At 44.1% G+C, this 24,010-nt stretch carries 17 protein-coding genes; 12 read left to right on the top strand and 5 right to left on the bottom strand.

Annotation, left to right across the window (positions count from 1 at the left end):
• Window positions 1–319 precede the first annotated feature (319 nt).
• Window positions 320–643, top strand: coding sequence for a hypothetical protein (locus AAEY79_RS10790; RefSeq protein ID WP_025653175.1), 324 nt, complete (start codon window positions 320–322; stop codon window positions 641–643).
• Between the two features lie 179 nt (window positions 644–822).
• Window positions 823–1,209 (top strand): hypothetical protein, encoded by a 387-nt coding sequence (locus AAEY79_RS10785; protein WP_025653176.1) that lies wholly within the window; start codon window positions 823–825, stop codon window positions 1,207–1,209.
• A 50-nt stretch (window positions 1,210–1,259) separates the two neighbouring features.
• Here the strand turns inward: AAEY79_RS10785 and AAEY79_RS10780 are convergent, their stop codons facing one another.
• On the bottom strand, window positions 1,260–1,520 hold the full coding sequence (locus tag AAEY79_RS10780; protein WP_173240416.1) for a DUF1289 domain-containing protein: 261 nt from the start codon (window positions 1,518–1,520) through the stop codon (window positions 1,260–1,262).
• Between the two features lie 187 nt (window positions 1,521–1,707).
• Between AAEY79_RS10780 and AAEY79_RS10775 the strand changes: the two genes are divergently transcribed.
• From AAEY79_RS10775 to AAEY79_RS10765, 3 genes are all read left to right on the top strand, one after another.
• Window positions 1,708–2,340 carry a YqiA/YcfP family alpha/beta fold hydrolase gene (locus AAEY79_RS10775; RefSeq protein WP_025653178.1) on the top strand — a complete coding sequence of 211 codons (633 nt, stop codon included), beginning with the start codon at window positions 1,708–1,710 and terminating at the stop codon, window positions 2,338–2,340.
• A gap of 110 nt (window positions 2,341–2,450) precedes the next feature.
• The gene (gene parE / locus AAEY79_RS10770) at window positions 2,451–4,337 is read left to right on the top strand and encodes a DNA topoisomerase IV subunit B (protein WP_201567161.1); all 1,887 of its coding nucleotides are present in this window, start codon (window positions 2,451–2,453) and stop codon (window positions 4,335–4,337) included.
• Window positions 4,338–4,480: 143 nt separating this feature from the next.
• On the top strand, window positions 4,481–5,176 hold the full coding sequence (locus tag AAEY79_RS10765) for a lysophospholipid acyltransferase family protein (protein WP_201567163.1): 696 nt from the start codon (window positions 4,481–4,483) through the stop codon (window positions 5,174–5,176).
• Window positions 5,177–5,258: 82 nt separating this feature from the next.
• Here the strand turns inward: AAEY79_RS10765 and AAEY79_RS10760 are convergent, their stop codons facing one another.
• Window positions 5,259–6,041: an SDR family NAD(P)-dependent oxidoreductase gene (locus tag AAEY79_RS10760; protein WP_025653181.1), complete on the bottom strand. Its 783-nt coding sequence runs from the start codon at window positions 6,039–6,041 to the stop codon at window positions 5,259–5,261.
• Between the two features lie 417 nt (window positions 6,042–6,458).
• Here AAEY79_RS10760 and AAEY79_RS10755 point away from each other — a divergent pair, with 417 nt between their 5' ends.
• A complete protein-coding gene (locus AAEY79_RS10755) occupies window positions 6,459–7,901 on the top strand; it encodes a hypothetical protein (protein ID WP_025653182.1) in 1,443 nt (480 codons plus the stop codon).
• Between the two features lie 294 nt (window positions 7,902–8,195).
• On the opposite strand, the gene AAEY79_RS10750 is transcribed toward AAEY79_RS10755, so the two are convergent.
• Window positions 8,196–9,899 carry a mechanosensitive ion channel gene (locus tag AAEY79_RS10750; RefSeq protein ID WP_025653183.1) on the bottom strand — a complete coding sequence of 568 codons (1,704 nt, stop codon included), beginning with the start codon at window positions 9,897–9,899 and terminating at the stop codon, window positions 8,196–8,198.
• Window positions 9,900–10,397: 498 nt separating this feature from the next.
• On the opposite strand from AAEY79_RS10750, the gene AAEY79_RS10745 reads away from it, so the two are divergent.
• Window positions 10,398–11,129 (top strand): FKBP-type peptidyl-prolyl cis-trans isomerase, encoded by a 732-nt coding sequence (locus tag AAEY79_RS10745; protein WP_025653184.1) that lies wholly within the window; start codon window positions 10,398–10,400, stop codon window positions 11,127–11,129.
• 139 nt (window positions 11,130–11,268) lie between these two features.
• On the opposite strand, the gene argA is transcribed toward AAEY79_RS10745, so the two are convergent.
• On the bottom strand, window positions 11,269–12,591 hold the full coding sequence (gene argA / locus AAEY79_RS10740) for an amino-acid N-acetyltransferase (RefSeq protein ID WP_025653185.1): 1,323 nt from the start codon (window positions 12,589–12,591) through the stop codon (window positions 11,269–11,271).
• A 468-nt stretch (window positions 12,592–13,059) separates the two neighbouring features.
• On the opposite strand from argA, the gene AAEY79_RS10735 reads away from it, so the two are divergent.
• Complete coding sequence (locus AAEY79_RS10735) at window positions 13,060–13,659, top strand: hypothetical protein (protein ID WP_025653186.1); 600 nt, start codon at window positions 13,060–13,062, stop codon at window positions 13,657–13,659.
• Between the two features lie 306 nt (window positions 13,660–13,965).
• Here AAEY79_RS10735 and AAEY79_RS10730 read toward each other — a convergent pair whose 3' ends face one another.
• On the bottom strand, window positions 13,966–14,985 hold the full coding sequence (locus AAEY79_RS10730; RefSeq protein ID WP_350588177.1) for a patatin-like phospholipase family protein: 1,020 nt from the start codon (window positions 14,983–14,985) through the stop codon (window positions 13,966–13,968).
• A 358-nt stretch (window positions 14,986–15,343) separates the two neighbouring features.
• Here AAEY79_RS10730 and recG point away from each other — a divergent pair, with 358 nt between their 5' ends.
• The 4 genes from recG (at window position 15,344) to AAEY79_RS10710 (ending at window position 23,879) form a co-directional block, all read left to right on the top strand.
• On the top strand, window positions 15,344–17,707 hold the full coding sequence (recG, locus tag AAEY79_RS10725) for an ATP-dependent DNA helicase RecG (RefSeq protein WP_350588178.1): 2,364 nt from the start codon (window positions 15,344–15,346) through the stop codon (window positions 17,705–17,707).
• A 437-nt stretch (window positions 17,708–18,144) separates the two neighbouring features.
• Complete coding sequence (locus AAEY79_RS10720) at window positions 18,145–19,056, top strand: OmpW family outer membrane protein (protein ID WP_350588179.1); 912 nt, start codon at window positions 18,145–18,147, stop codon at window positions 19,054–19,056.
• 360 nt (window positions 19,057–19,416) lie between these two features.
• Window positions 19,417–20,778 carry an efflux RND transporter periplasmic adaptor subunit gene (locus AAEY79_RS10715; protein ID WP_350588180.1) on the top strand — a complete coding sequence of 454 codons (1,362 nt, stop codon included), beginning with the start codon at window positions 19,417–19,419 and terminating at the stop codon, window positions 20,776–20,778.
• On the top strand, window positions 20,775–23,879 hold the full coding sequence (locus tag AAEY79_RS10710; RefSeq protein ID WP_025653193.1) for an efflux RND transporter permease subunit: 3,105 nt from the start codon (window positions 20,775–20,777) through the stop codon (window positions 23,877–23,879). The genes AAEY79_RS10715 and AAEY79_RS10710 overlap by 4 nt, the downstream gene beginning before the upstream one ends.
• Window positions 23,880–24,010: the final 131 nt, after the last annotated feature.

The following is a 24,010-nucleotide window of genomic DNA, read 5'->3' as shown; positions in this document are numbered from 1 at the left end:
ACTCAGAAGTGAAACATCGTTGCGCCAATGGTAGTGTGGTTCGCCCATGTGAGAGTAGGTCATCGTCAGCTCTCTATACTTGAAAAGCCCCTTAATACTAGCGTATTAAGGGGCTTTTCTTTGTGCGTGGGTTTGAGATTTTATTGACGTTCATCATGCCGTAATTTATATACAGATTAAAGCTGAAATCTGCTCGAGATATTGATTCTATGCAGCTGTAAAAGAGTGCGTGATATAGATTTCATTGGTATATTATTGATTGTTATATTGCTGTTAAATATACATGATAATAAATTTTTAGATATTTATGGAGTATTGCTTGGATTTAGTATTAATAATAGCTACCTTACTAGGCGGTATTACTGCTATTTGGTTTCTATACGATAAAAGTACATCCATATTAGCTTGGTTTAAATTAAGTGAAAATAATGTTTCTGACCCAACGATTCTTAGCATTTCAGATAATGATTTCGGTTTCCTTGAATCCAATTTAAAACTACTCACTGGAGTAGGTTATGTGCCTAAAAATAACTCTGAGACAGAAGCCTGCATCTCTTTATTAAATCAAAGAATATTAAAAAAATCGTCCTCTGATAAATTCAAGTTGACTCGTGTCGGTAAAAAAATGTTTTACCAAAAATAGAGAATCCCAATAAATTTATTAAATAGAATCAAAATGCTATCAGTGTTCGTTATTTTTATCTTTTATCTAACCATTCTGTTGCGTTCAACAAAGCTTAATATTTGTAGGAGTATAAACTCATCATTGAATTTTTAAAAAGTTATGTCTTCTTAGCTCCATATGTAACTGCTTTAGGAGTTATGGTTGCTATATATCAAGTTCGGAAAAATACAGAGCAATCTATAACAGCTTTTGAGGATTCTATTTCTAAAGAGTATCGAGATATATCTAACAATATCCCATATAACGCACTCATAGGGAAAACTTTAACTGGTGAAGAAATCACTCAAGCTTCAAATGTAATATATAACTATATAGATTTCTGTAACGAACAAATATTTCTACGTAGAACAGGTAGAGTAAGAGAGGATACTTGGAACAATTGGCAAAAAGGTATGAGTATTAACTTTTCACTGCCTATATTTATATATATATCTGAAGAAGTGTTTAAAGAATTACCTGATTCGTTTACAGGACTAAAAAGAGTTATGTCTGAAAACTATAGTACTGATCCAAAAAATTGGTAAGAGAGCTGATGAAAAGTCCAAAGTACAAATGATGTTTGACCTTTAACCTTTTAAAACAACTCACCAATCTCAATCACTTCTTCAAAATCAAATCCTAGCTGTTCGCCTTTACGCTGTTTCATTTGTTCGATACGTTGCTTGCGTCCAGCGACGAGCCGTAATACCTCACGGCGCTGCTCAGTCGTCATGTCATGCCATAACTGCCGCTCAGGACGACTGCGCAGGCAACCAAAGCAATAGCCTTTTTTATTGCTCGTGCACACACCAATACACGGATTGGCAATCTCGAACAGCTCAAACTGTTGATTCATGGCGGCTCCATCGCACTTATCGTTATTCCCTTAACTTGTCTTATCTTATTTTGAAACACTATTATGTCGTAAATAACGAATAATAGTGTGCCGCTTTATTGTTACTGTTTTTGGCGAGGCAATGCTATGCTTAGCTTTTATAGCATATATAAAGTCATCATAACAAAATTAATAAGTGAGATTGTACGTGAACATTATTTATATTCATGGATTGGATAGTGATGCCAACTCGACCAAAGGCATATTATTAGAAAGCTATGGCCAGCAGCATCATGCTGATATTAACGTATATCGCCCTGATCTTAACAGCGCCCCTGAGCAAGTGTTTGAGCAACTAGTTAAATTGGTAACCGAACTCAATAAAGAAGACAAAACTGTACTGATTGGCAGCTCGTTAGGAGGCTATTTTTCTACCTTGGTGAGTAATCATACAGGTTGCCCCGCACTATTGCTAAACCCTAGCACTCAGCCTCATGTTACTCTACAGCGTTTTTCTGACATCTCAGTATCAAATAAAAAAAGCAGTGACGAGTTATCTCATAGTAATGTCCTGCATACGACCGCTGGCGGTTGGGAAATAACCCCTGCAGATTTACAATGGTTTGCAGATCATCAATTGGTATCCATTAATTATCCGAATAAAATTGAGGTCTTGCTAAAAGAAGATGACGAGCTGCTAAGTGCTGAGCTATCAAAAGACTTTTATCAAACGCAGGGAGCGACGGTAACTGTGCAAGCGGGTGGCGATCATAGATTTACGGATTTTGGTGAGCAATTACCGATGGTGATAGATATGCTACAGCGTTTGTTATCGACTTAAAGAGACGACATTATCTGACGTGAGCGATAGACTATTGGCCTTAACATCGCTATTTTTCGTTATAATGGTTCAATAGAATGAATGATCTGTGAATATTAAGGGAAGCATTTGTGAGTGAATATAATGCGCAATCGTTAGAAGTTTTAGAAGGGCTTGAGCCGGTACGTCGTCGTCCCGGTATGTATACGGATACCACGCGCCCCAACCACTTGGCACAAGAGGTGATTGATAACTCAGTGGATGAGGCATTGGCGGGTTATGCTAAAACCATCAAAGTTCAATTGTATAGTGATGGCTCGCTGTCAGTTGAGGATGACGGGCGCGGTATGCCGACCGATATCCATCCTGAGTTTAAACAGTCAGGGATTGAGCTGATTTTGACCCGCTTACATGCTGGTGGTAAGTTTTCGACCTCTAATTATGAAGTTTCAGGTGGTCTGCATGGCGTTGGTATCTCGGTCGTCAATGCGCTATCCACGCGAGTGGAAGTCACCGTATGGCGTGATAGTACCCAGTTTGAAATGGTCTTTGAAAATGGTGCACCAGTTACGCCTTTGACGGAAACGATCAGCTCAAACAAGCGTAAACGCGGTACTAAAGTACATTTTTGGGCAGATGGTAGTTTCTTCGATACGCCAAAATTTAATGTTAAACAACTCAAGCACAATCTAAAAGCCAAAGCGGTGTTGGCCGCGGGTTTGACGATTGAGTTCGTCGATGATATTAATAATGAAAAAGTTGTCTGGCAGTTTGCTGATGGCGTCGTTGAATATTTAAACGAACAGTTAGATGGGCTTGAGACGTTGCCTGAAGCACCGTTCTATTATAATTACGATGCGAAAGCGGGCGAACGTGCCGCCATTACCTTTGCCTTGTCTTGGTTGCCAGATGGGGGTACGCCCATTCAAGAAAGCTATGTGAACCTTATCCCGACGGCTCAGGGGGGCACGCATGTTAATGGTCTGCGCACAGGTATTTTAGAGGCCTTACGTGAGTTCTGTGATATTCATAACTTATTGCCGCGTAGTGTCAAGCTGACCGCAGAAGATGTATGGGATGGGGTCAATTATATCCTGTCGCTTAAGTTTTCTGAACCGCAGTTTTCAGGGCAAACCAAAGAGCGTTTATCGAGTCGAGAAGCCGCTGGCGCAGTACAGACATTGGCAAAAGATGCCTTTAGTTTGTGGTTAAATCAGCATGCCGATATGGGTGCTCAGATCGCCGAGTTGGCGATTAATAAAGCAGGACGTCGCCTAAAATCTGCCAAAAAAGTCGCGCGTAAAAAGATTACTCAAGGTCCTGCCTTACCGGGTAAATTGGCTGATTGCCGTGGTGATTTACGTGATGGTGCAGAGTTATTTTTGGTGGAAGGAGATTCGGCGGGCGGTAGTGCCAAACAGGCACGAGATCGTCATTATCAGGCTATATTGCCACTGCGCGGTAAGATTCTAAATACATGGGAAGTATCCTCAGATACCGTGCTGTCGAGCCAAGAGATCCATGATATCGCCATCGCTATCGGTGTCGATCCAGCGTCAGACGATTTGTCCGAATTACGCTACGATAAAGTATGTATTTTAGCGGATGCGGATTCTGATGGTCTGCATATTGCCACCTTGATTTGCGCGTTGTTCGTTAAGCATTTTCCAGCGTTGGTTGATGCAGGACATCTATTTGTCGCCATGCCTCCGTTATATCGCGTGGATGTCGGTAAAGACGTACATTATGCGTTAGATGAGCCTGAGCTTGCCCATATTTTGGCTAATGTACCGGGTAATAAAAAAGCACAAATTACCCGCTTTAAAGGGCTGGGAGAGATGAGTGCAGAGCAGCTACGTGAGACGACCATGAATCGTGATACCCGCCGCTTAGTCCAGCTAGACATGGACGACATGGTATTAACCAATAGTGTGATGGATATGCTGCTCGCTAAGAAACGCTCTGCTGATCGTAAGACTTGGCTTGAGGACAAAGGTAACTTGGCTGATATCTCATAAACTATAGTAACAACGAGTATTAGGTAGGCTGATGCTCGCTGTAGGATTGAGTAAGAGACAGCACGATAAAAGATTATAAAAGGCAATTTAGTGGCATAAGGTTAATGTTATTATGTTGATATCTTTTATTATCTGGTGCCGTTATGACATCGAAATTTAGCCATCGCTCTAAAACTGTTACTTCTCAGTCTGTACGCTCTAAAATTTTACCAAAACTCGGCAAAAAAGATTTGGGTGACTTAATTCCCAAACGCGGCGGTACTATTACGCCTGTTATCGGTGCGCGTTTGTTAAAAGTATTAGGCTGGCGTACCGTCGGCGATATCCCAAATGTGTCGCAAGCAGTCGTCTTGGCTTTGCCGCATACTTCTTATTTGGATGGTCTCTATGCTTTGCCCGGTTTGTTTGCTATTGATTTAAAAGTTAGCATTATGGGTAAGCACACACTATTCAAAGTCCCAGTACTGTCACAGATATTACTATGGTTGGGTATTATTCCCATCGATCGTGGCAATAAGGGCTCAGTGCTACAAGCAAGTATTGCTAAGTTTAAGACTGGTGAGCCGCTGTTTTTGGGGCTATCTCCAGAAGGCACTCGCGATTATAGAAAAGAGTGGAAAACCGGTTTTTATTATTTAGCCTTGGGCGCTGATGTTCCTATTTTGCCAGTGGCATTGGATTATAAAACCAAAGAAATACGTTTTTTGACCGCTGTCTATCCTACTGGAGATATCGAGGCTGACTTGCCAAAAATCTATGCTCAATATAAAGGCGTATTACCAAAATATCCTGAGCGCTTGTCGCAGCCACTACAGGATGTTAATCAATCAGCCGATTAGATATGTCTTGCGAATATGAGTATTTAAGCCTCTTAGGGATGGCTAGCAAAATACTCATATTCAATTACAAAGAGAGCAATAGCTAAAACTGAGGCTGACCGTTAGAAGCACTAACCCCGCCGTCCACCGCAAGATTGACGCCAGTAATCATCGACGCATCGTCACTTGCCAAAAAAGTAATGGCAGCGGCAATGTCCTCTGGCGTGGCCAAACGACCAAGTGGACAACGATCTAAGAATTTATCGGTCTTGGCATCATTATCTTGAATGGCACTGGTCATGTTTGTCTTAGTCACGCTCGGATTAACCGCGTTGACACGTACCCCATCAGGACCATGATCTAAAGCCAGCGTCCGTGTTAGATTGCTAACGCCAGCTTTGGCGGCATTGTAAGCTGCCATATTCCAATCACCGCCGACCCCTGACAATGATGAGACATTGACGATATTACCTTTGGTTGCTATCAAGTGCGGCATGGCTGCCTGACAGACATAAAAAGTACCATTTAAATTCACATCAATCGCTGACTTCCAGTCTTCAGCCGTTAGCTCAGTAATTTTACCTTGAGTGGCTTTGCCCGCATTGTTGACCAAAACATCGATTTTTTCAAACTTATCGATGGCTCTTTTAATCATTTCTTGTACTTGGCTCTGCACACTAATATCACAGGTAATGGTCATATAATTATCGGTATGAATCCAAGTGCGATCTGTCGGAAACTCCTTAGCGGTTTCTGCCAAACTATCAGCTGTACGTCCTACTAAAACGACGCTAGCGCCTTCTTGAGCAAAACGAATGGCAGTTGCGCGACCGATACCTGAGCCGGCCCCTGTGACGATGACGGTTTTTTCTTTAAAACGTTTCATGATGTTCAGTCCTTGTTATCATATGCAGATAATAGTCACTACATAAAAAATGAGTAAGCAAACCCTAAGTGGTGGGTGAGTTATAAATCGATGCATCAGCTTTGCTGCTTTTATGTCATCATAACAAGTCATTGCTTTGAAAGCGACTTTGTATAATTGCACTTATGTATAGTCAGTGAAAAGTAATATTGATACCTCACGCACTGTTGATATCCATTTTTCTTGCTTGCTGTGTCTACGCTGACAGAGGCTATAAAAAATTGATATCAGCAATAAGGTCGCGTTTTTAGGATATTTTGACTATAGTTTAGTTTTTCTTTAGCGAAGAATGCTTATTATCCTTGCAAGAAGGGCATTATCGTTCTCAGTGGCATTATGGGATGCGTTATATTCAATTGATAATAAAAGGTTGGAACTGTGTTAAATTCGACTACTGCCACATCTGAATTGGGTTATTTAGCTGATGAATTGGTTTGTTATCTGCAAGCAGCTGCGTCAGAGATTGTTTTACCTAATCTCCAAACCATAGAGGCGCGTTATGAGGCTCGGCAGTATCACTATCGATTGCCATTAGGTAAGCTCCAACTATTAACGCTCACGGTAACTCTGCCTTCTGAGACGAGCTTGGCTAAGATTGAGTCAGTGCGGATGGCAGCAGTCAAAGCAGCGCTGGCATGGCATAAGAGTTACACCTCTCAAAGTAAAGACGCTCAGCTGCTCAGCTATGACGTATTGATCGTCGATATCCAGTTCGGCGAGTATGCTAAAAGTAGTGACAACAATGATAGTGACAATAACAGTGATAGTAAAATTAATATTGAAAACAATCGTCGGTCGAGTGATTTAGTAAAGCGTGTGACGCATGAATTTGCTGCACGCTACTTTATGGAAGATTTAGTCGTTGATATAAGTGACAGTGGTCAGCAACTTCAAATATTCAGCTGGCATGATTGGTGTTCGATAATGCTAGCGTTGCAGACACCATGCGAGCTATGGCGGTTTTTGGGATATCATCTAGAGCAGCTACAGCAGTCGGTATCTAGTCACATCGCGAGCTTTGAGTCCGAAGAAAGAATTATCAGGCAGTTTTTAAGCAGTGTATCTTTATTTAACCACGCTATCACGGTCGATAACGCGCTTATCAAGTACGGTATTCAGCAAGCGCCCAATTCTGCATTGATAGCCATGAGCCTAGCGCAAAAGAATCAAAGCAAAACGGCACCGATGTATGAGAAACATATGGCGCAGGCCGCGACACTTTGGTCGCAGCTTAGTGCGCAGATGATTCATACGGTCAGTGCAGAGCTAAAAGCTAAGGCAGATAAAGAGTCAATAACACCCTCATTTTCTGTTTGGCAGCAGCAACTCTTAGATGAGTCTTTGTTTTCGCGGCATGAGCTTATCCGCACTTTATATAGACACCCAAAACAACAGCAGGCGTTGCAAAAAACTGGCTATGTAGTACATCAGCATTCGTATGAAAATCTCGGTCGGCATTATGTGCTGATATTCTATGGTCAAGATGGGCAGGGGCAGAATAGTAAGGCGGCTATTCAGCCAAACTTACAGCAGATTGCGCAAGATGTTGCCACGCGGCTACCGATGGCTGAGCTGCATCACGTCATTGTACTTGGTATAGACTTTATCTCTGAGGCAGGCGAGACCTTTATAGATATCGATCTGTGGATTCAACCTATGAATAGTATGACCCAGCGCGAGCGTCAACTTACCAAGCAAATACAGCGCCTTAAACAACAAGGTACTGAGCAGCCTACGAGCAAGAAATTGACGCAGCAAGCAAACGATTTGCCTCAAGTTCGTCTCAACCTTTCTATTCCAGCCCGCAAAGATAAACCATAAATAGTGGCACGCCTTGGTAATTAGGTAAATGCGTAGGCGTTCAATCTTAAAAAGTATAGTTGAATCACTATAAAAAAATACAGTGCTGCTGGTAATATTAGCGTATCGGTTTTATGTCGAATTGACTACATCTATATAACTATTGAAATAACCAACACGAACCAATATAGTCAATGGAAAGTAATATTGATACATCAGCAATACCGTCGCGTTCTTAGGATGTTTTGATTATACCCACAAAAAAAGACAGCCTAAGCTGTCTTTTTTCATGCAAAATTATACTGTCATAAAGACTTATTTATTAGTGTTGTCGATAAGACCACTACCAGGTAATAAATCATTATCTGTCTGAATTCCAGGAGTTCTAGTCGTTCCAACATCAGTAGTATTTACAGGGTCAGTACCAAGTTTTGTGGTATCGACTGTATCTGTACGTAAGTTAGTTGCCGAGGTAGTTGGTGCACTCGGCGTATTCTCACGAACTGAATCAGCAACTTTGTCTTGCGTCGATGAATTAGGCGTCAAAGCAGACTTCGCTTTTGCTTCAGTACGCTCTTTGTCCATTTTATCCTGCATCTTGCGGAGGAAACGTGCTGCTGCTTCTTGACCACCAAGACCGAATGATAGAGCAAAGGCAACCGCAACGGCACCTAGTGTTAGACCAAATGCTAAGTTCACAATAGAGTCAGCAATACCCATCGCTTTTAGACCCATGGCTAGTACCAAACCCATGATTAATACACGTACGATGTTTGCTAAGAACTGTGAGCCTTGCTCAGAGCGCTCAACGACACCAGCAATGATATTGGCAAGCCAAAAACCGATGAATAGGATAATCGCGCCCAAGATGATGTTGGCACCGAAAGCAATAAACATCGCGATGATAGCTGAGATAGGCTCAAAACCCAATAAATCAGCGGCAGCGATAGAAGCGAATAACATCGCAAAGAAGATGATCGCATAGCTAACAAGGTCTGAAACTTTCTTATCGCCCATCGTTTCTTGCAAGCCAACTTTGGCAGGCAATTGGTTGATCTGAGTGTTTTCGATCAAGCCTTTGATGATGTTAGCGACCATACGTACCACGTAGAAAGTCACAACGAGGATAGCAACTGCCATAAAGATATTTGGCAACGCTTCCATGATTTTGTTCAGCATGTTCGTCGCAGGACGAGCAATCACTTCGATTTTTAACGCATTTAATGCTGCGATAATCGTTGGGATAATCACAACTAAAAAGGCTAATGAACCCGCAATATTAGGTAGGCTGTTTTGTTCGCTTAAACCTGCTTTTGTTGCCAGTTTTTGCACATCAAAAGTAGAAACAAGGTTGGTCACAATGCCGCGTACTACTTTAGCAATGATATAACCAACGACAAACACAACACCAGCAATTAAGATGTTCGGAATAAAGCTGAAGATTTTATCAACCATATTAGTCAATGGTGCAAATAGACCATCAAGCTCTAATTGACCCAATACCATGGTTAGAACAACCAATAAGATGAACCAATAAACCATATCAGCAATTGTGCTGCTCATTGGTTTGACGCCAGCTTGTGCACTTAAACGCTCATCCATTGATGTTTTGGCCAATGCAGCATTGATCGCTGTGCGGGCAACAGTTGCCACTACCCAACCAATCACACCAAGGGCGATAGCACCGATAAGGTTAGGGATAAAGGCCAATACTTGGTTGACCATGTTTGCAAATGGTGCCGAAATAGAGTTCAAGTTCAATTGGCTAAGAGCCCCTGAAATTGCGATGATAAAGATAAACCAAAAAACAATCTTAGAGATAATACCCTCTAGATCGTAGGTTTTACCAGTGGAAGAGTTCATGCGTTGGTTAAGGTTCACTTTAGACAACACACCACGTACCAACGCCGCGATACCTAGTGCCACGAGCCAGCCAATAATAAATATCAAAATCGCGCCAATGATAGAGCCGATGGGCCCACCAAGATAACCGTTAAAAGATGTAAACATTGGATTCATCTTATCCTCCTTTAATCATCATACATGAGCCACAAAATAACAAGAATAGCTGGCACAATTGTCATGTACCCAGCACCGTTATTATTCAGCAAAACCATATAGATGGTAATTATAAATAGTATTTTTAATTTAAGTTATACAGGGATATTATAATGACTGAATCAGTAATACTATTATGGTAAACATAGGCTTGCGCTGATGATACATTTGTACTGCGCAGCGCTGCTACCGATACCTAAACATATATTAGTAAAACTTACGTTCAGTTACTTATCACCTTAACTAATTTAGCTTAGCTGATGTATTGATAGATTTAAAGACAGAAAGCTTAACCTGTTACTATATTTGTGTGATAACTTGTTATTTTTATGATAAATTTTAACACAGACTGTACATTAGCCCGATAATTTTATCCTAACCGTGGCTCCTAAAACTAAGATTTGTTATTATAGAAATATGTGACATCTCGCCACTATTCTTACAATTTGAGAGTAATATATGAAAAAAATCACCACTTTAAGCGTTAGTGCACTTGCTAGTGCTATGTTATTAGTTACCGGTTGTAGTACTAATAATGGTAATCAAGAAACTTCTACCCAAAGCGTTTCAGTCACTGAAAAAAGCCCAGCCAATGAAAAAGTAGGTTATAGCTTGGGCTATATGATGGCTGAAGGTAACAAAGAAGCGGTCGGTGATCTAAATCTTGATACCTTTGAAAAAGGCTTCCGTGATGGTTATGAAGGCAATGATTCCGCATTGACGCAAGAGCAAATGCAAGAAGTATTGATGACCTATCAAAAAGAGCAAGAAGCGAAGTTTGTCAAAGATATGGAAAGCAAAGCGACTGACAATAAAGCTGCTGGTGAAGCATTCTTAGCGGCAAACGCGAAAAAAGAAGGCGTAAAAGAGACGGCTTCTGGCTTACAATATAAAGTCATCACCCCAGGTACTGGTAAATCACCAAAAGCAACTGACGTGGTCGAAGTAAACTACGAAGGCAAATTGATTGACGGTACGGTATTTGACAGCTCTTATGAGCGTGGTGAGCCAATTGAGTTCCCACTGAATCAAGTCATCGCTGGCTGGACCGAAGGTCTACAGTTGATGAAAGAGGGCGGCAAATATGAGTTTTATATCCCATCAGACATCGCTTATGGCGAAGCGGGCAACTCAGGTATCGAGCCTAACAGCACATTGATCTTTACGGTTGAGCTGTTAAAAGTAAAATAATGCGTTATTAGACTTTTAACCTATAGTGGTTATAAGAAATAAGAAAGCCCTCATAACTATTATGAGGGCTTTTTCGTGTGCGGTAATTAAGTGAGCTTTTAACGACTTAACCTAGGCGCTGACTATAGAGATTTTGGTGCTATAGCGTTTTTTGGAACACTTTAGAGTTACGACCGTTATTATATTTTTTACGGCGCGCTTCTGGTAAAGCGCTTGCCTCAACTTCCGCAAAGCCTTGCTCAACGAACCAATGCGCGGTACGAGTCGTCAGAACAAATAACTTATGCAGACCATGGCTGCGTGCTTGCTGCTCTAAAAATGCCAGCAAGTCAGCACCGCGGCTACCGCTACGATATTCAGGATGAACCGCGACACAAGCCACTTCTGCAGCATCCGCATCTAATGGATAGAGCGCTGCACAGCCCAAAATCATACCATCACGCTCAATGACACTATAATGATCAATCTCTTGCTCTAAGCGTTCGCGCGAGCGGCTGACTAAGATGCCTTGTTCTTCTAATGGCGATAACAGCTCAATAAGTCCCACGACATCGTCGATATCTGCGCGGCGAATCTCTTCATAAGGGTCGTGGCTAATGAGCGTACCAGAGCCATCACGGGTGAATAGCTCTTCCAATAGCGCGCCATCTTTGGCGTAAGAGATAATATGGGTGCGATGGACACCTTGGCGACAAGCGTTACTGGCGCAATTTAAAAAGTAGTTAATCTCACAGTTTAAGTCCCGATCCCGTAAGAAGCGATCGACTTCGTTTGGAATCATCTCGCGTAGCAAGCGGTCATCGTCATTGATGCCGGCTTCTTCACCCAAAAATATAAGCTTGTCCGCGCCAAGTGCCACCGCAGCGCTCAATGCTACATCTTCGGCGAGTAAATTAAAGACTTCACCTGTCGCCGAATAACCCATTGAGCCTAAAATCACAATATGATCGTGGAGTAGGTTATTTTTAATCGCCTCAACGTCGATAGAGCGCACTTCACCGGTCATCTGATAATCGACACCATTACGAATGCCATAGGGACGAGCAGTGACAAAATTGCCCGAAACGGCATCGATGCGCGAGCCATACATGGGTGAGTTGGCCAGTCCCATCGACAGCTGTGCTTCTATCTGTAAGCGGATGGCACCAACGGCTTGTAAGATAGAAGGCATCGCCACACGCGGCGTCACTCGAATGTCTTCATGCAACGGCGAGGTGATATCAGTCCCTTGCAGGTTCTTTTCGATCTGCGGTCGTGCTCCATGTACCAAGACTAGCTTGATACCCAAGCTATGTAACAAGGCAAAGTCATGAATAAGCGTGCTGAAATTCGAATGATTGACCGCTTCACCACCAAACATAATCACGAAAGTCTTACCGCGATGGGTATTAATGTAGGGGGCAGAGTTGCGGAACCAATGAACGTATTCAGGATTAATCTGTGGCATGGCGCTAGTAGTCATAATAGGAGCAATAGTAGTCAGAATAAGAAAAGGGGCGTGACAAAAGATACCTGTCGCTAAAGAATTACCATAGCAAAAAACGCCGTTATGAGCTATCTTTTATTTCAATAGCGTTAATCAATCTTTATAGTAGATTGACGATATACACAACCTCAACACGCGGTTAGTGTACCTACAAACGCTTTTTGCTATGCTAATCGCTATTGCTTTACAGACGGCTAACGCAGATAATCAATAAAAATGAACGTTACTAGCATGGAGCGTATATGATGATAGCCTGCTCATAATCTGAGATGTCGTCATTAAGTGTATTGCTCATATAAAGTCTCGTCTATCCAAACCGCGAGAAAATTAAAAAGTTAAAGCGATAAGTGTCAGAGTTTAAAAAGCATTGAAAATGCATTAACCAGACAGTCAGGTTTTGCCAGCTGCGTTTTACCGATATATTAACTAGGGATAATGAAAGTCATGAAAAAAAGTAACCATCTTGCCAATCCTTTTAGCGCTTTTAGCGGCCACCGCTTGTTTCACGTGATAGCCGGTACGCTCGTCGGTGTCATGGCGGTCACCCAAGCATCAGCGATGCTGCCGACCCCAGAGCAAGCGATCGATACTTCAGTTGCTGTGCAGTCCAACAGCAATCAAGCAAGCACCAATAGCGGTAACTCTACCGTGCAAGCCGTTAATAGCAAAATTACCGCCTCGCTGATTAGTGTTGATGCCAATGGTCAAGAGGTCTTGGTGCCGGTTAATGCCAATACTCGTTTGCAGTCAGGCAATGTCTTAGAGTATCAAGGGTATTTTACCAATACCAATGCTGATCGCGTCCGTAAAATGACGGTCACCATGAGTATCCCTGAGCAAGTAGAACTATTGCGCGCGGTCTCTCCTGACTTTCCCTATGGTAGCACCGATGGCAATACTTTCGCCCGTATGCCGCTACGTGGCAAAGTAGACAACCAACTGCAAGAAATCCCATTGAAATACTATAAATCGGTACGCTGGGATATCGAAGGGGTTGGCCTTAATGACACCGTGGCAGTGAAATATCGCGCCCGCGTTAAATAAATTTGCTTATTAATTGATGCCGTCTGTTTAAGCAGAATTGATCTAGCTAACAGTAAAAAGCACCACGATTTATGACTGCGGTGCTTTTTTAATGGCTGAAATTCTAGGGCGTGTCCTCATTTTAAAAATGGTGATAAAAGTGAGGTCAATTGCAGTCATACAAGGAAAATAGCGCAGATAATATCGAGACATTACGCACTGCTGATATCAATTTTCTTTGCTGTAATGTACCTGCGCAGACAGAGACGACAAAAAATTGATATCAGCAATACCGTGGCGTTTTTAGGGTATTTTGATTATATATCGCTATAGAGTCGCATATTTACTCTGCGATTTTGCTTTAATTAATTGCTTAATTGCATTGATTTGTGGTGTGGTGGCTTGCGCGCCAGCCGTAATAAGGGCACTACGTTGACTGGTATCTAATGAGCTGATATGACCGACATCAGGGGTAATGACGATGTCAGCGCGCCCGCGTTCATTGCGTATCGATGCGCTGTGTTTGGCGTCTGCATAAGCAACGTTGGAAGTGGTATTAGGTGCTACATTAGAGGACAGATTGTCTTCAAGTAATGCCCAAAAGCCACTCAATGAGGTGATAGCAGGTAAAAGATTGTTCGTTACGTTCTTTTTGCTAGTAGGCACTGTCACGTCGACAGCGATGATGATATCTGCCCCCAAATCACGCGCGCTATCGACAGGCACTAAGCTGACCACACCGCCATCAATATATTTTTTGCCAACTTTTTCGGGAATACGCGGGGCAATAAAAATATTGGGCACGCTACAAGACGCTTGAACGGCAAGTCCAGCATCTCCCGTGCTAAAGACCGCTTTTTTTAGTGTGTGCTTCTCAGCCGCGACCGCAGCGAAGTGTATGGGAAAAGACTCTATAGGGCGTCCGCCAACTTTGGTATTAATAAAGTTTTTGAGTTTGATACCTTCTATAAAGCCTTGGTTGGATAAGGTAAAGTCCGTCAATTCGCTATCAGTGGTGGTCAATGCCAAGCGCTCAAGCTGTGCTGGCGTGTAACCGCTAGCATATAGACTACCAACCAAGCTGCCGACGCTAGTGCCAACGACCAAAGTTGGTTTGATGCCGTTTGCTTCTAACGCCTTAATTACGCCAACATGCGCAAAACCTTTGGCACCGCCGCCGCCCAATACTAATGCAACTTTTGGTGCATCTGCTATGGGTGCTACTGATGTTGGTGGCGGTGTCAGCGTGCTACAAGCGTTGATACTTAGGGACAATATGGCAAGCACAATGATACGCAGGAATAGCAAATGATGATAAGATTGAGGCAGTAAAGTGGGCGCAAACATAAAAAAGACCTTATAAAATCATCATAAGTTAGGGCATTGGTTGATTGTTTATACGTTTAATTCTTGAGACATTTATTTATCAAGCAAGCTATTTATCGATAAAGTTTCTTATCGGTAAAGTTGCTAATCCATAAAGGATAGATTGGATGTATGTCTCCACAAAGCATCACAGCATCTAGACGCAGTATTACTAAATAGCTTAGCATAATCAATCATATTGTCAGTTATAATGAGTCTGACTCAGTATTTTTATAGCCAGTTGATTATCATCGCTTTTATAGGTCGTAAGTAGTATCAGAGTGCCTAATAAACTATTTTGCACTTACGCAATGTAAAACCAATATCGTTAGGATTTTTGATGCCCATATCGGTTAGTCACGCCTCATCACCTTCCTCAACTCAGTCAGCCGAGCATTGGAGATCTGAGCAGCCTATGTCGGCACTCGATATGCCAGTGACGGCGCTGGCAGGTGTTGGCTCCAAGGTTGCCGAGCAACTGGCACAGTTGAGTATTGTGCGAATCTTTGATTTGCTACTGCACCTGCCACGAGATTATGAAGACCGTAGCCGACTGGTATCGATAGCAGACGTGGGGCATGGACAAGCAGCGTTAATCACTGGGCGCGTGGTACACGTCGATGTCAAGCGCAGTGGCATGACCGTGATTGTAGATGATGACACTGGGACGATATCTTTACGGTTTTTTAAAGTCTATCGAGGTCTGGCGCAGACCATGAGTTTGGGCACGCAATTGCAATTGTTCGGCGAAGTAAAAGTCAGCCGTTATGGTAAGCAGATGCATCATCCCGAGTATCAAATCATTACTGATAGCAGCGCCATGACCAATACTGGGTTGCAGCCCATTTATCCTAGTGTCAAAGGCTTGCATCAGAATAAATTGCGTACTTTGATTAAGTTGGCGCTACAAACTGTGCGCAGTCAAGGTCTACCGATGACGCTGTTTACCAATGAGGATTTTGCCGTGGTCGCTGATTTACCGTTAGCGCCCTTTGAGCCTACTAAATCAGCAATTGTAGAAGATGATTTTCCGGACGATATTTTTTCAACGCTTGCCCGCAGTGTGCCTGACAATTCGATTAATAATAGTGTCAATAAAACCAGCCCTTCTACTTATAGTGCAAATAATGAACCCCATACAGCCGCTGCTAGTATTGCCAATAGTAATGTCTATAACCTGACGATATTTGAAGCCTTAGTGTTATTGCACACGCCGCCCACTTATACCGATGCTGGTCGGCAATATCAGCTGCTCACTCAATTAAGTGCTCGTACTCATGCGGCATGCCAGCGATTAATCATTGAAGAGTTAACCGCGCATCAACTCAGTTTGTTATATCGACGTCAGCAATTACATCAGCATAAAGCACCTAAATGTGCCGCTCAAAGCCCGCTTGCGGATAAGTTGTTTGCCGCTTTACCCTTTGATTTAACAGGCGCACAGCAACGGGTGATGAAAGACATCACAGCTGATATGGCGACTTCTATTCCGATGTTGCGACTGGTACAAGGCGATGTGGGCGCTGGTAAAACGTTGGTCGCGGCAGGTGCGGCAGGCTATGCGCTCGACAGTGGCTGGCAAGTGGCGGTTATGGCACCCACAGAGATTTTAGCAGAGCAGCATTTGGTCAATTTTAAAAACTGGTTTGAACCCTTAGGTGTTGGGGTCGGCTGGTTGGCTGGCAAACAAACCGCGAAGCAGCGCCGCGAAGCATTAGAGGCGGTGAGTGAGAATACGGTGCAAATAGTGGTTGGGACTCATGCGTTGTTTCAAGAAACAGTACAGTTTGCCAAGTTGGGCTTGGTCATTATCGATGAGCAGCATCGTTTTGGCGTTGAGCAGCGTATGGCCTTGACCAATAAAGGCGTAGCCAATAGCACGCCGCATCAGCTGATTATGACGGCAACGCCCATTCCGCGTACGCTCGCGATGAGCGTCTATGGTGATATGGATACCTCTATCATTGATGAGTTGCCACCCGGTCGTACACCAATTACGACAGTGACCATTGACCGTAATCGCCGCGATGAGGTGATTGAGCGTATTGCGATTAATTGTGAGGCGGGCAGGCAGGCCTATTGGGTCTGCTCATTAGTAGAAGAATCTAGTGTGCTGGATGCGCAAGCGGCGGAAGCCACTTATGAAGACCTAAATGAGCGCTTAAATATTCGCATTGGTCTCGTCCATGGCAAGATGAAGTCCGCTGACAAACAAGCCATCATGCAAGCATTCAAATCCGGAAATCTTGATCTGCTCATTGCCACAACGGTCATCGAGGTTGGCGTCGATGTGCCGAATGCGTCGCTCATGGTCATTGAAAATGCCGAACGTTTAGGGTTGTCACAGCTACATCAATTGCGTGGACGCGTCGGGCGTGGTTCGACCAAAAGCTACTGTGTGTTGTTATACCAAAAGCCGTTGTCAGAAACAGGCACGGAGCGCTTAAATGTATTGCGCGACAGTACCGATGGCTTTGTCATTGCCCAAAAAGACTTAGAGCTGCGCGGGCCGGGTGAGCTGCTGGGTAAACGTCAAACGGGCAATGTCGGTTATTATTTGGCCGATCTGATTCGTGATGCGCAATTATTTGCCATTGCCCAGCACCTTGCCAAACACTTAATTGCTGATCCTGCACGTAAAGCAGATGTCAGTCAGCTTATCCATCGCTGGATGCCAGAAGCCAGCCGTTACACCAATGCATAGCAGGTTTTTTATCCGTATAGTCAATCCTATATAAATTAGACTCATTAAGTTTACTACTTGTCTTACTTTCACTCGTCTTCCTTTTACCTGAATTATCTTGAGCCAACCATACTATTATCGAATAATTTATAAAGTTATGTTTTATTACTGTTTATATTTATTAGCTAATATCAATTTATGAATATAAAATATGATTATAATCAATTGTTTATAGTTTATCTGTATTGCGATAGCTTGCGCTCAAATATTCGCGCTCAAATATCTTAATAAACTAATATTGACTTATTTGTTCGATAATTTCGGTTGATATATGTTCACTACTATGGCAGTTTATGTTGCTGCATCACTACTTGTGACCGTGCTGGTTTGCTAGTATGTGGCTGTTTTGGCGTTTTAGTTAGAACGAAAAGTGGCCAAATAATACTATAGTCGTTGCTTTGATAGCTTCTAACAGGACGTTAGAAAATGGTAGTGTACGTATCTCAACGGTTCGAGAAGTCATCGACCCTGATCAAGATTCCGGCACATTAAGAGCCGTAAATGGGCTGTTAGGTATTTTGCCAGCTGATACGGATCTAGGAGAGTTGGGTGCATCGGGCACAGTCAACGTTAATGGCTTAGAGAGCTGGACCAGTGCTGGTACGGGTCTTGAGGCCGATGATGTCGATACGTTTGGTCTGTTATTTAACTATTATATGAATGATCATTGGTCGATTGAGGTCAAAGCCGGTATACCGCCCAAAGTTGATATTTTAGGGCAAGGGCAAGTATATGCACCGCTCTCGGGCAAAGTCAGTCCTAGCGGTATTGCAGGCGGATTATTGGGCGATTTTGATATTTCAAAAAATATTCCCATTACTGATTTAACCCAAGGCGGCGGGGTATCTTCAAGCGCTCGCGCGTGGCTGCCAGCAGCTGGGGTGCAATATCAATTTGGCAAATCTGGGGTCAATAAATTTCGCCCCTATGTCGGCGCAGGGGTGATGTATGCTTATTTTAATGATATCGAGCTCAATGACGGTATTCGTAACGATTTAGAAATGGCTGGTCATCAAATCCAAAATATTAAGGATGGGAAAGCGGGCGCTGCATTAGAAAATGTAAAATCGGGTCAGGGCATGAGCGTAGATGTTGAAGCAGACAGCGCCTTTGCACCTATCGTGACGCTTGGCGCGACTTATGACTTTAATGACAAATGGTTTGGCGTTGGATCTGTATCCTATGCAAAACTCGATAGTGATACGACCATCACCGTTCAAAACGATAGTGGTGAAGAGTTGATTCGAGCGAAAACCAACCTTGATATCGATCCGTATATTACCTATCTTGGCGTTGGCTATCGCTTTTAATAAACGAGTTAAGAAACATTAAGTTAGTAGCATCTTGATAAATATAGCGCACATTCTTAGGGATGTGCGTTGTGCTTTTTAAAAGTTAAAAAGAAGTTTGATTTAGACAAATTTATCAAGCAGTCGTTTTACTTAGTTATCATTTTTATCCGCTTCGCTTTGCCAGTTTTACGCCCGTCCTTTATTAATAGAAGCAGACTTACGAAGCTAAAACACGATATATAAAAATAAGATGATGACTTAATATATGCTATCCTCAATAAATTTATAGACTATTGTAATCATAAATAGCCCCTTTTTTAGCTATAATTTTTCTAACTTTATACCCTTTCTAATTGCCTGTATTGACAGAGAGTTATCATGAGCGATGTTGAAGACAACAAGCTGCCAGTTGAGTCTGAGCTACCACCTTACCGCCAAGCGGACGCACGTGCGCCCAAATCATCATCGAAATATCCTTGGTGGTTATTGCCAGTATTAGCCGTAGTCCTTGTGATTGGGGTTTTGGTCGGTAAGTATTGGGGCGGCGATAAAGATGCGAGTGTTGATTCATCAGCGGCTAACAAGGCACAAAGCGCAAATGCTGTCCCAAAAGAGAGTAGCAATCAACAGGCAGTGCTTTCGGTCGAAACGGTGATGCCAAGCCAAGACAGTATTGGCAATACCTTAAGCGCTGACGGCACCATCAGTGCCAAAGATGTCGCTAATGTCAGCCCTAAAGTAAATGGTGTGGCTATCGAGCAGGTGTTGGTTGAAGAAGGCGATCGGGTCAAAGCGGGGCAAGTCCTGGCGATATTTGATACTGATGCCATGCGGCAGCAAGTCTTGCAGGCAGAAGCCGATGTTGCCGAAGCCGAAGCAACGCTTGCCAATGCAACTGCCGATGCCGCTCGTGTCCTACCGCTGATTGAGATTGATGCCATTAGTAGGCAAGAAGCGGATCGCTATCGTACCTCAAAGCTACAGGCAGAGGCGGCCTTGCAAGCGTCGAAAGCGCGTCTTAGTACCCAACGCTTGAGTGTGAAGAACGCCAATGTGCTCGCGCCAGTCAGCGGTGTTATCAGTGAAAAAATGGCGGAAGTCGGTATGGTTGCTGGAGGCGTTGCTGGAGGCGTTGCTGGAGGCGAGCCATTATTTACCATTATTAAAGGCGGTATTTTAGAGTGGCGTGCGGATATCGATCCTAAGCTGCTAGGCGAAGTCAGTGTCGGTACGCCAGTGCGCGTCAGCTTGCCAGCCGGCGATTCGGTCATGGGTAAAGTTAATCGTATTGCGCCAACGGCCGATGATAATCGCCAAATCACCATTTATGCTAGCCTTGCGCCAAACTCAAAAGTACGCGCGGGCATGTATCAAACGGGCGAGTTCTTGTTAGGTAGTGCGAGCACTCAAACCGTACCCAATAGTGCGATCGTGAGCAACGATGGCTATGACTATGTGATGCTAATCACCAACGTTATGACGAAAGACGGCAAAACCATGGGCCGTGTCAAACAACAAAGAGTGACGTTGGGCGAGCGCCTCGGTGATAATGTGGCAGTCGCCGAGCCGTTAGCGGCTGACAGTCAGATTGTTAAGCAAGGTGGTAGCTTTTTGAATGATGGGGATTTAGTGCGTATCGTTGATGGGCTGAACCAAATCAATGACAAAACAGGCAAGCAAACGGATGCTACCACCGCGAATAAAGCCGCTACTAACACAGCTACGCAGGCGCGCTCATGAGTTTAAACGTATCAGCTTACTCGATTAAAAACCCTTTAGTGGCTATTTTGCTGTTTGTGCTGCTGACTTTGGGCGGTCTCTACGGCTTTATGCAAATGAAGGTGCAGCAGTTTCCAGATATTGATTTGCCAGCGGTCGTGGTCACGGTGACTTTGCCGGGTGCCGCACCGTCGCAGCTCGAAAACGATATTGCCAAAAAGATAGAAAATAAGCTCACTAGTATTGAAGGTGTCAAGCATATTCGGACGACGCTACAAACTGGGGCGGCCACGATGGTCACTGAGTTTGTCTTAGAAAAAGATATCCAAGAAGCGGTCGACGATGTGCGTTCAGCGGTCGGTGAAGTGCAGGGCGACCTACCAGCAGCGGCCAATGATCCTATCATTACGAAGGTCTCAACTGCCGGATTCCCAGTCGTCACCTATTCGGTGGCTGCTGATAACATGAATGTAGAAGACCTCTCTTGGTTCGTGGATGATACCGTTACCAAGCGTCTCTCTGACATTCCGGGCGTCAGTACGGTAAGCCGGATCGGTGGTTTACAGCGTGAGATTACCGTCGCGGCGGATCCTATCGCTTTGAGTGGGCTAAAGTATTCTATTACTCAGCTGTCGCAACAAATAGCGGGTATTCAACAAGACAGCTCAGGTGGTGAAGCGGAAGTGGGCACAACCACGCAAACCATTCGGGTGTTGGGTGCGGTCGAGCGCGCAGGTGAGCTGAATGATCTGCAAGTAGCTGTACCAACAGGTGGCACCCAAGCGCTTGGGCGTATGGCACAAATCACTGATGGCGCGGCTGATCCAAGCTCTATTGCCAAACTCGATGGACAAACGGTGGTGGCGTTTAATATTACGCGCTCACGCGGCGCCAGTGAAGTTGAAGTGATGGAGCTGGTCGATGCAGAGCTTGCCAAGCTGTCCGCAGACGTCGGCAATATCAATATTGAAAAAGTCTATGACCGGGCCACTCCCATTGCAGAAGACTATCAAGCCTCACTACGTATGCTCATTGAAGGCGGTTTGCTCGCCGTAGTAGTGGTATTCCTGTTTTTAAAGAATATTCGTGCCACCATCGTAGCGGCAGTGGCGTTGCCGCTATCCGTCATTCCTACTTTTTTAGGCATGTATCTGTTTGGCTTTAGTCTCAATATTATCTCCCTGTTAGCACTGTCACTGGTCATTGGCGTACTGGTCGATGATGCCATCGTTGAGGTCGAAAACATCATTCGCCATCTGCGTATGGGTAAGACGCCTTATGAGGCGGCGATGGAAGCCGCCGATGAGATTGGGTTGGCAGTAGTCGCCACGACTTTTACCCTAATTGCAGTATTTTTGCCCACCGCTTTTATGGGTGGTATTGTCGGTCAGTTCTTTCGTCAGTTTGGTTGGACGGCCGCCTTATCAATTTTTGCCTCATTAATGGTGGCGCGTTTGATCACGCCCATGATGGCGGCCTATATCCTACGACCAGAAAAAAAGTACGTCGAAAAACAAAGCAAAATGATGACGTGGTATCTCAAGATAGTCTCATGGACGTTGCAGCATCGCTGGCTCACGATGGGCGCAACCTTGGTCTTGTTTGTGGCCTCGCTGGCATTGGTAAAACTGCTACCGACGTCTTTTATTCCCGATAACGATATTAACCAAACGCGTGTGGCAATTGAGCTTACGCCTGATGTGGCCTTAGAGGATACTGAGCGCGTTGCCGCACTGGCCAGTGCGCGTATTTTAGCCATGCCTGAAGTGACCAATATCTTTACCTCAGTGGGGGAAGCGCAGCAGGAGATGGATTCCGCTTCAAGCGGGGGTAAAGCAGAAAACATCGCTGGCTTGGATATTGTGCTAGCGCCGCGAGCAGAGCGTATCTCTAAACAAGAGATTGAACGAAAAATTAGTAATATGTTGGCAGAAGTACCGGGTGCTCGTTTTACGGTCGGTCTATCGAGCGGCGGTGAGACAGGATATAATTTTTCTTTAACCAGTACCAATCCAGAAGTATTAGAACAGACCGTCCAGCAGATCATGTCAGATATCCGTGCGTTACCGAGTGCTGGATCAGTGACCAGCGACCGCAGTTTGCCGCGTCAGGAGCTGACAGTGACGCCGAACCGATTGGCGATGGCTGATAAAGGGGTGACCACCCAAGATATCGCTACCACGTTACGTATAGCGACCGTTGGTGACTATGAGCAGCGTTTATCCAAGCTGAACTTAGACACGCGGCAGATACCTATCGTGGTGCGCTTGCCAGATATTGCCAAGCAAAATGTCAGCCAACTAGAGGGTTTGTATGTGCCGAATACCCAGCCTGCAGGTCAAGGGGTGCGGGTCGGTGAGGTTGCGTCGCTAAACTTTGGCACAGGACCTGCTCAGATTAATAGGCTTGATAGAGAGCGCGCTATTACGATTACTGTCCAGCCTGCCAGTGGCGAGCTGGGTGATTTGGTGCAAGCGGTCAAAAGTACACCGACGATGCAGCAACTACCATCGTCAATTACTGTCATTGATCAAGGTCAGGCAGAAAACATGGCCGAGTTATTCAGCGGCTTTATTATCGCTATGTCTGTCGGTGTGGTCTGTATCTTAGGCGTGCTTATTCTGTTATTTGGACGTCTGCTACAACCTTTCACCATTCTGATGGCATTGCCTTTGTCTATTGGTGGTGCCTTCGTCGGCTTGGTGATTACCAATAGTAGTCTGTCTATGCCATCGATGATTGGCTTTATCATGCTAATGGGTATCGCTACCAAGAACTCTATCTTGCTGGTCGATTATGCGCTGATTGCACAGCGTCGTGGCATGGCACGTTTTGAGGCAATTATTGATGCCTGTCATAAGCGCGCGCGTCCTATCATTATGACCACTATTGCGATGGGTGCTGGCATGTTGCCATTGGTGTTTGGCTGGGGCGATGCGGATCCTACTTTCCGTCGTCCGATGGCAGCTGCTGTTCTTGGTGGTCTGGTAACCTCCACATTATTAAGCTTAGTGGTGATTCCAGTGGTTTATACCTTGATGGATGATTTGTCAGGCTGGTTTGCTAAATGGCTAATGCCGCATGGCAAAGAAAAGCAGGCAACGATGGAGGAAAAGGTCTAGGGCATACCCTATTGTAGGGCATTAATAGGTCGTGAATGATGACATGATGATGGCGCAAGACAATATTTATTGCTTAAATAGGGTCTTAGCGTCATTATATATGGACAAAGTTGTTGATCACAGCGGACGTG

Source organism: Psychrobacter sp. GW64-MNA-CIBAN-0177 (genome assembly GCF_040309585.1).
Taxonomy (GTDB): domain Bacteria; phylum Pseudomonadota; class Gammaproteobacteria; order Pseudomonadales; family Moraxellaceae; genus Psychrobacter; species Psychrobacter okhotskensis.
The sequence above is the reverse complement of the archived record's forward strand: the minus strand, read 5'-3'. Positions and strand labels throughout refer to the sequence as shown.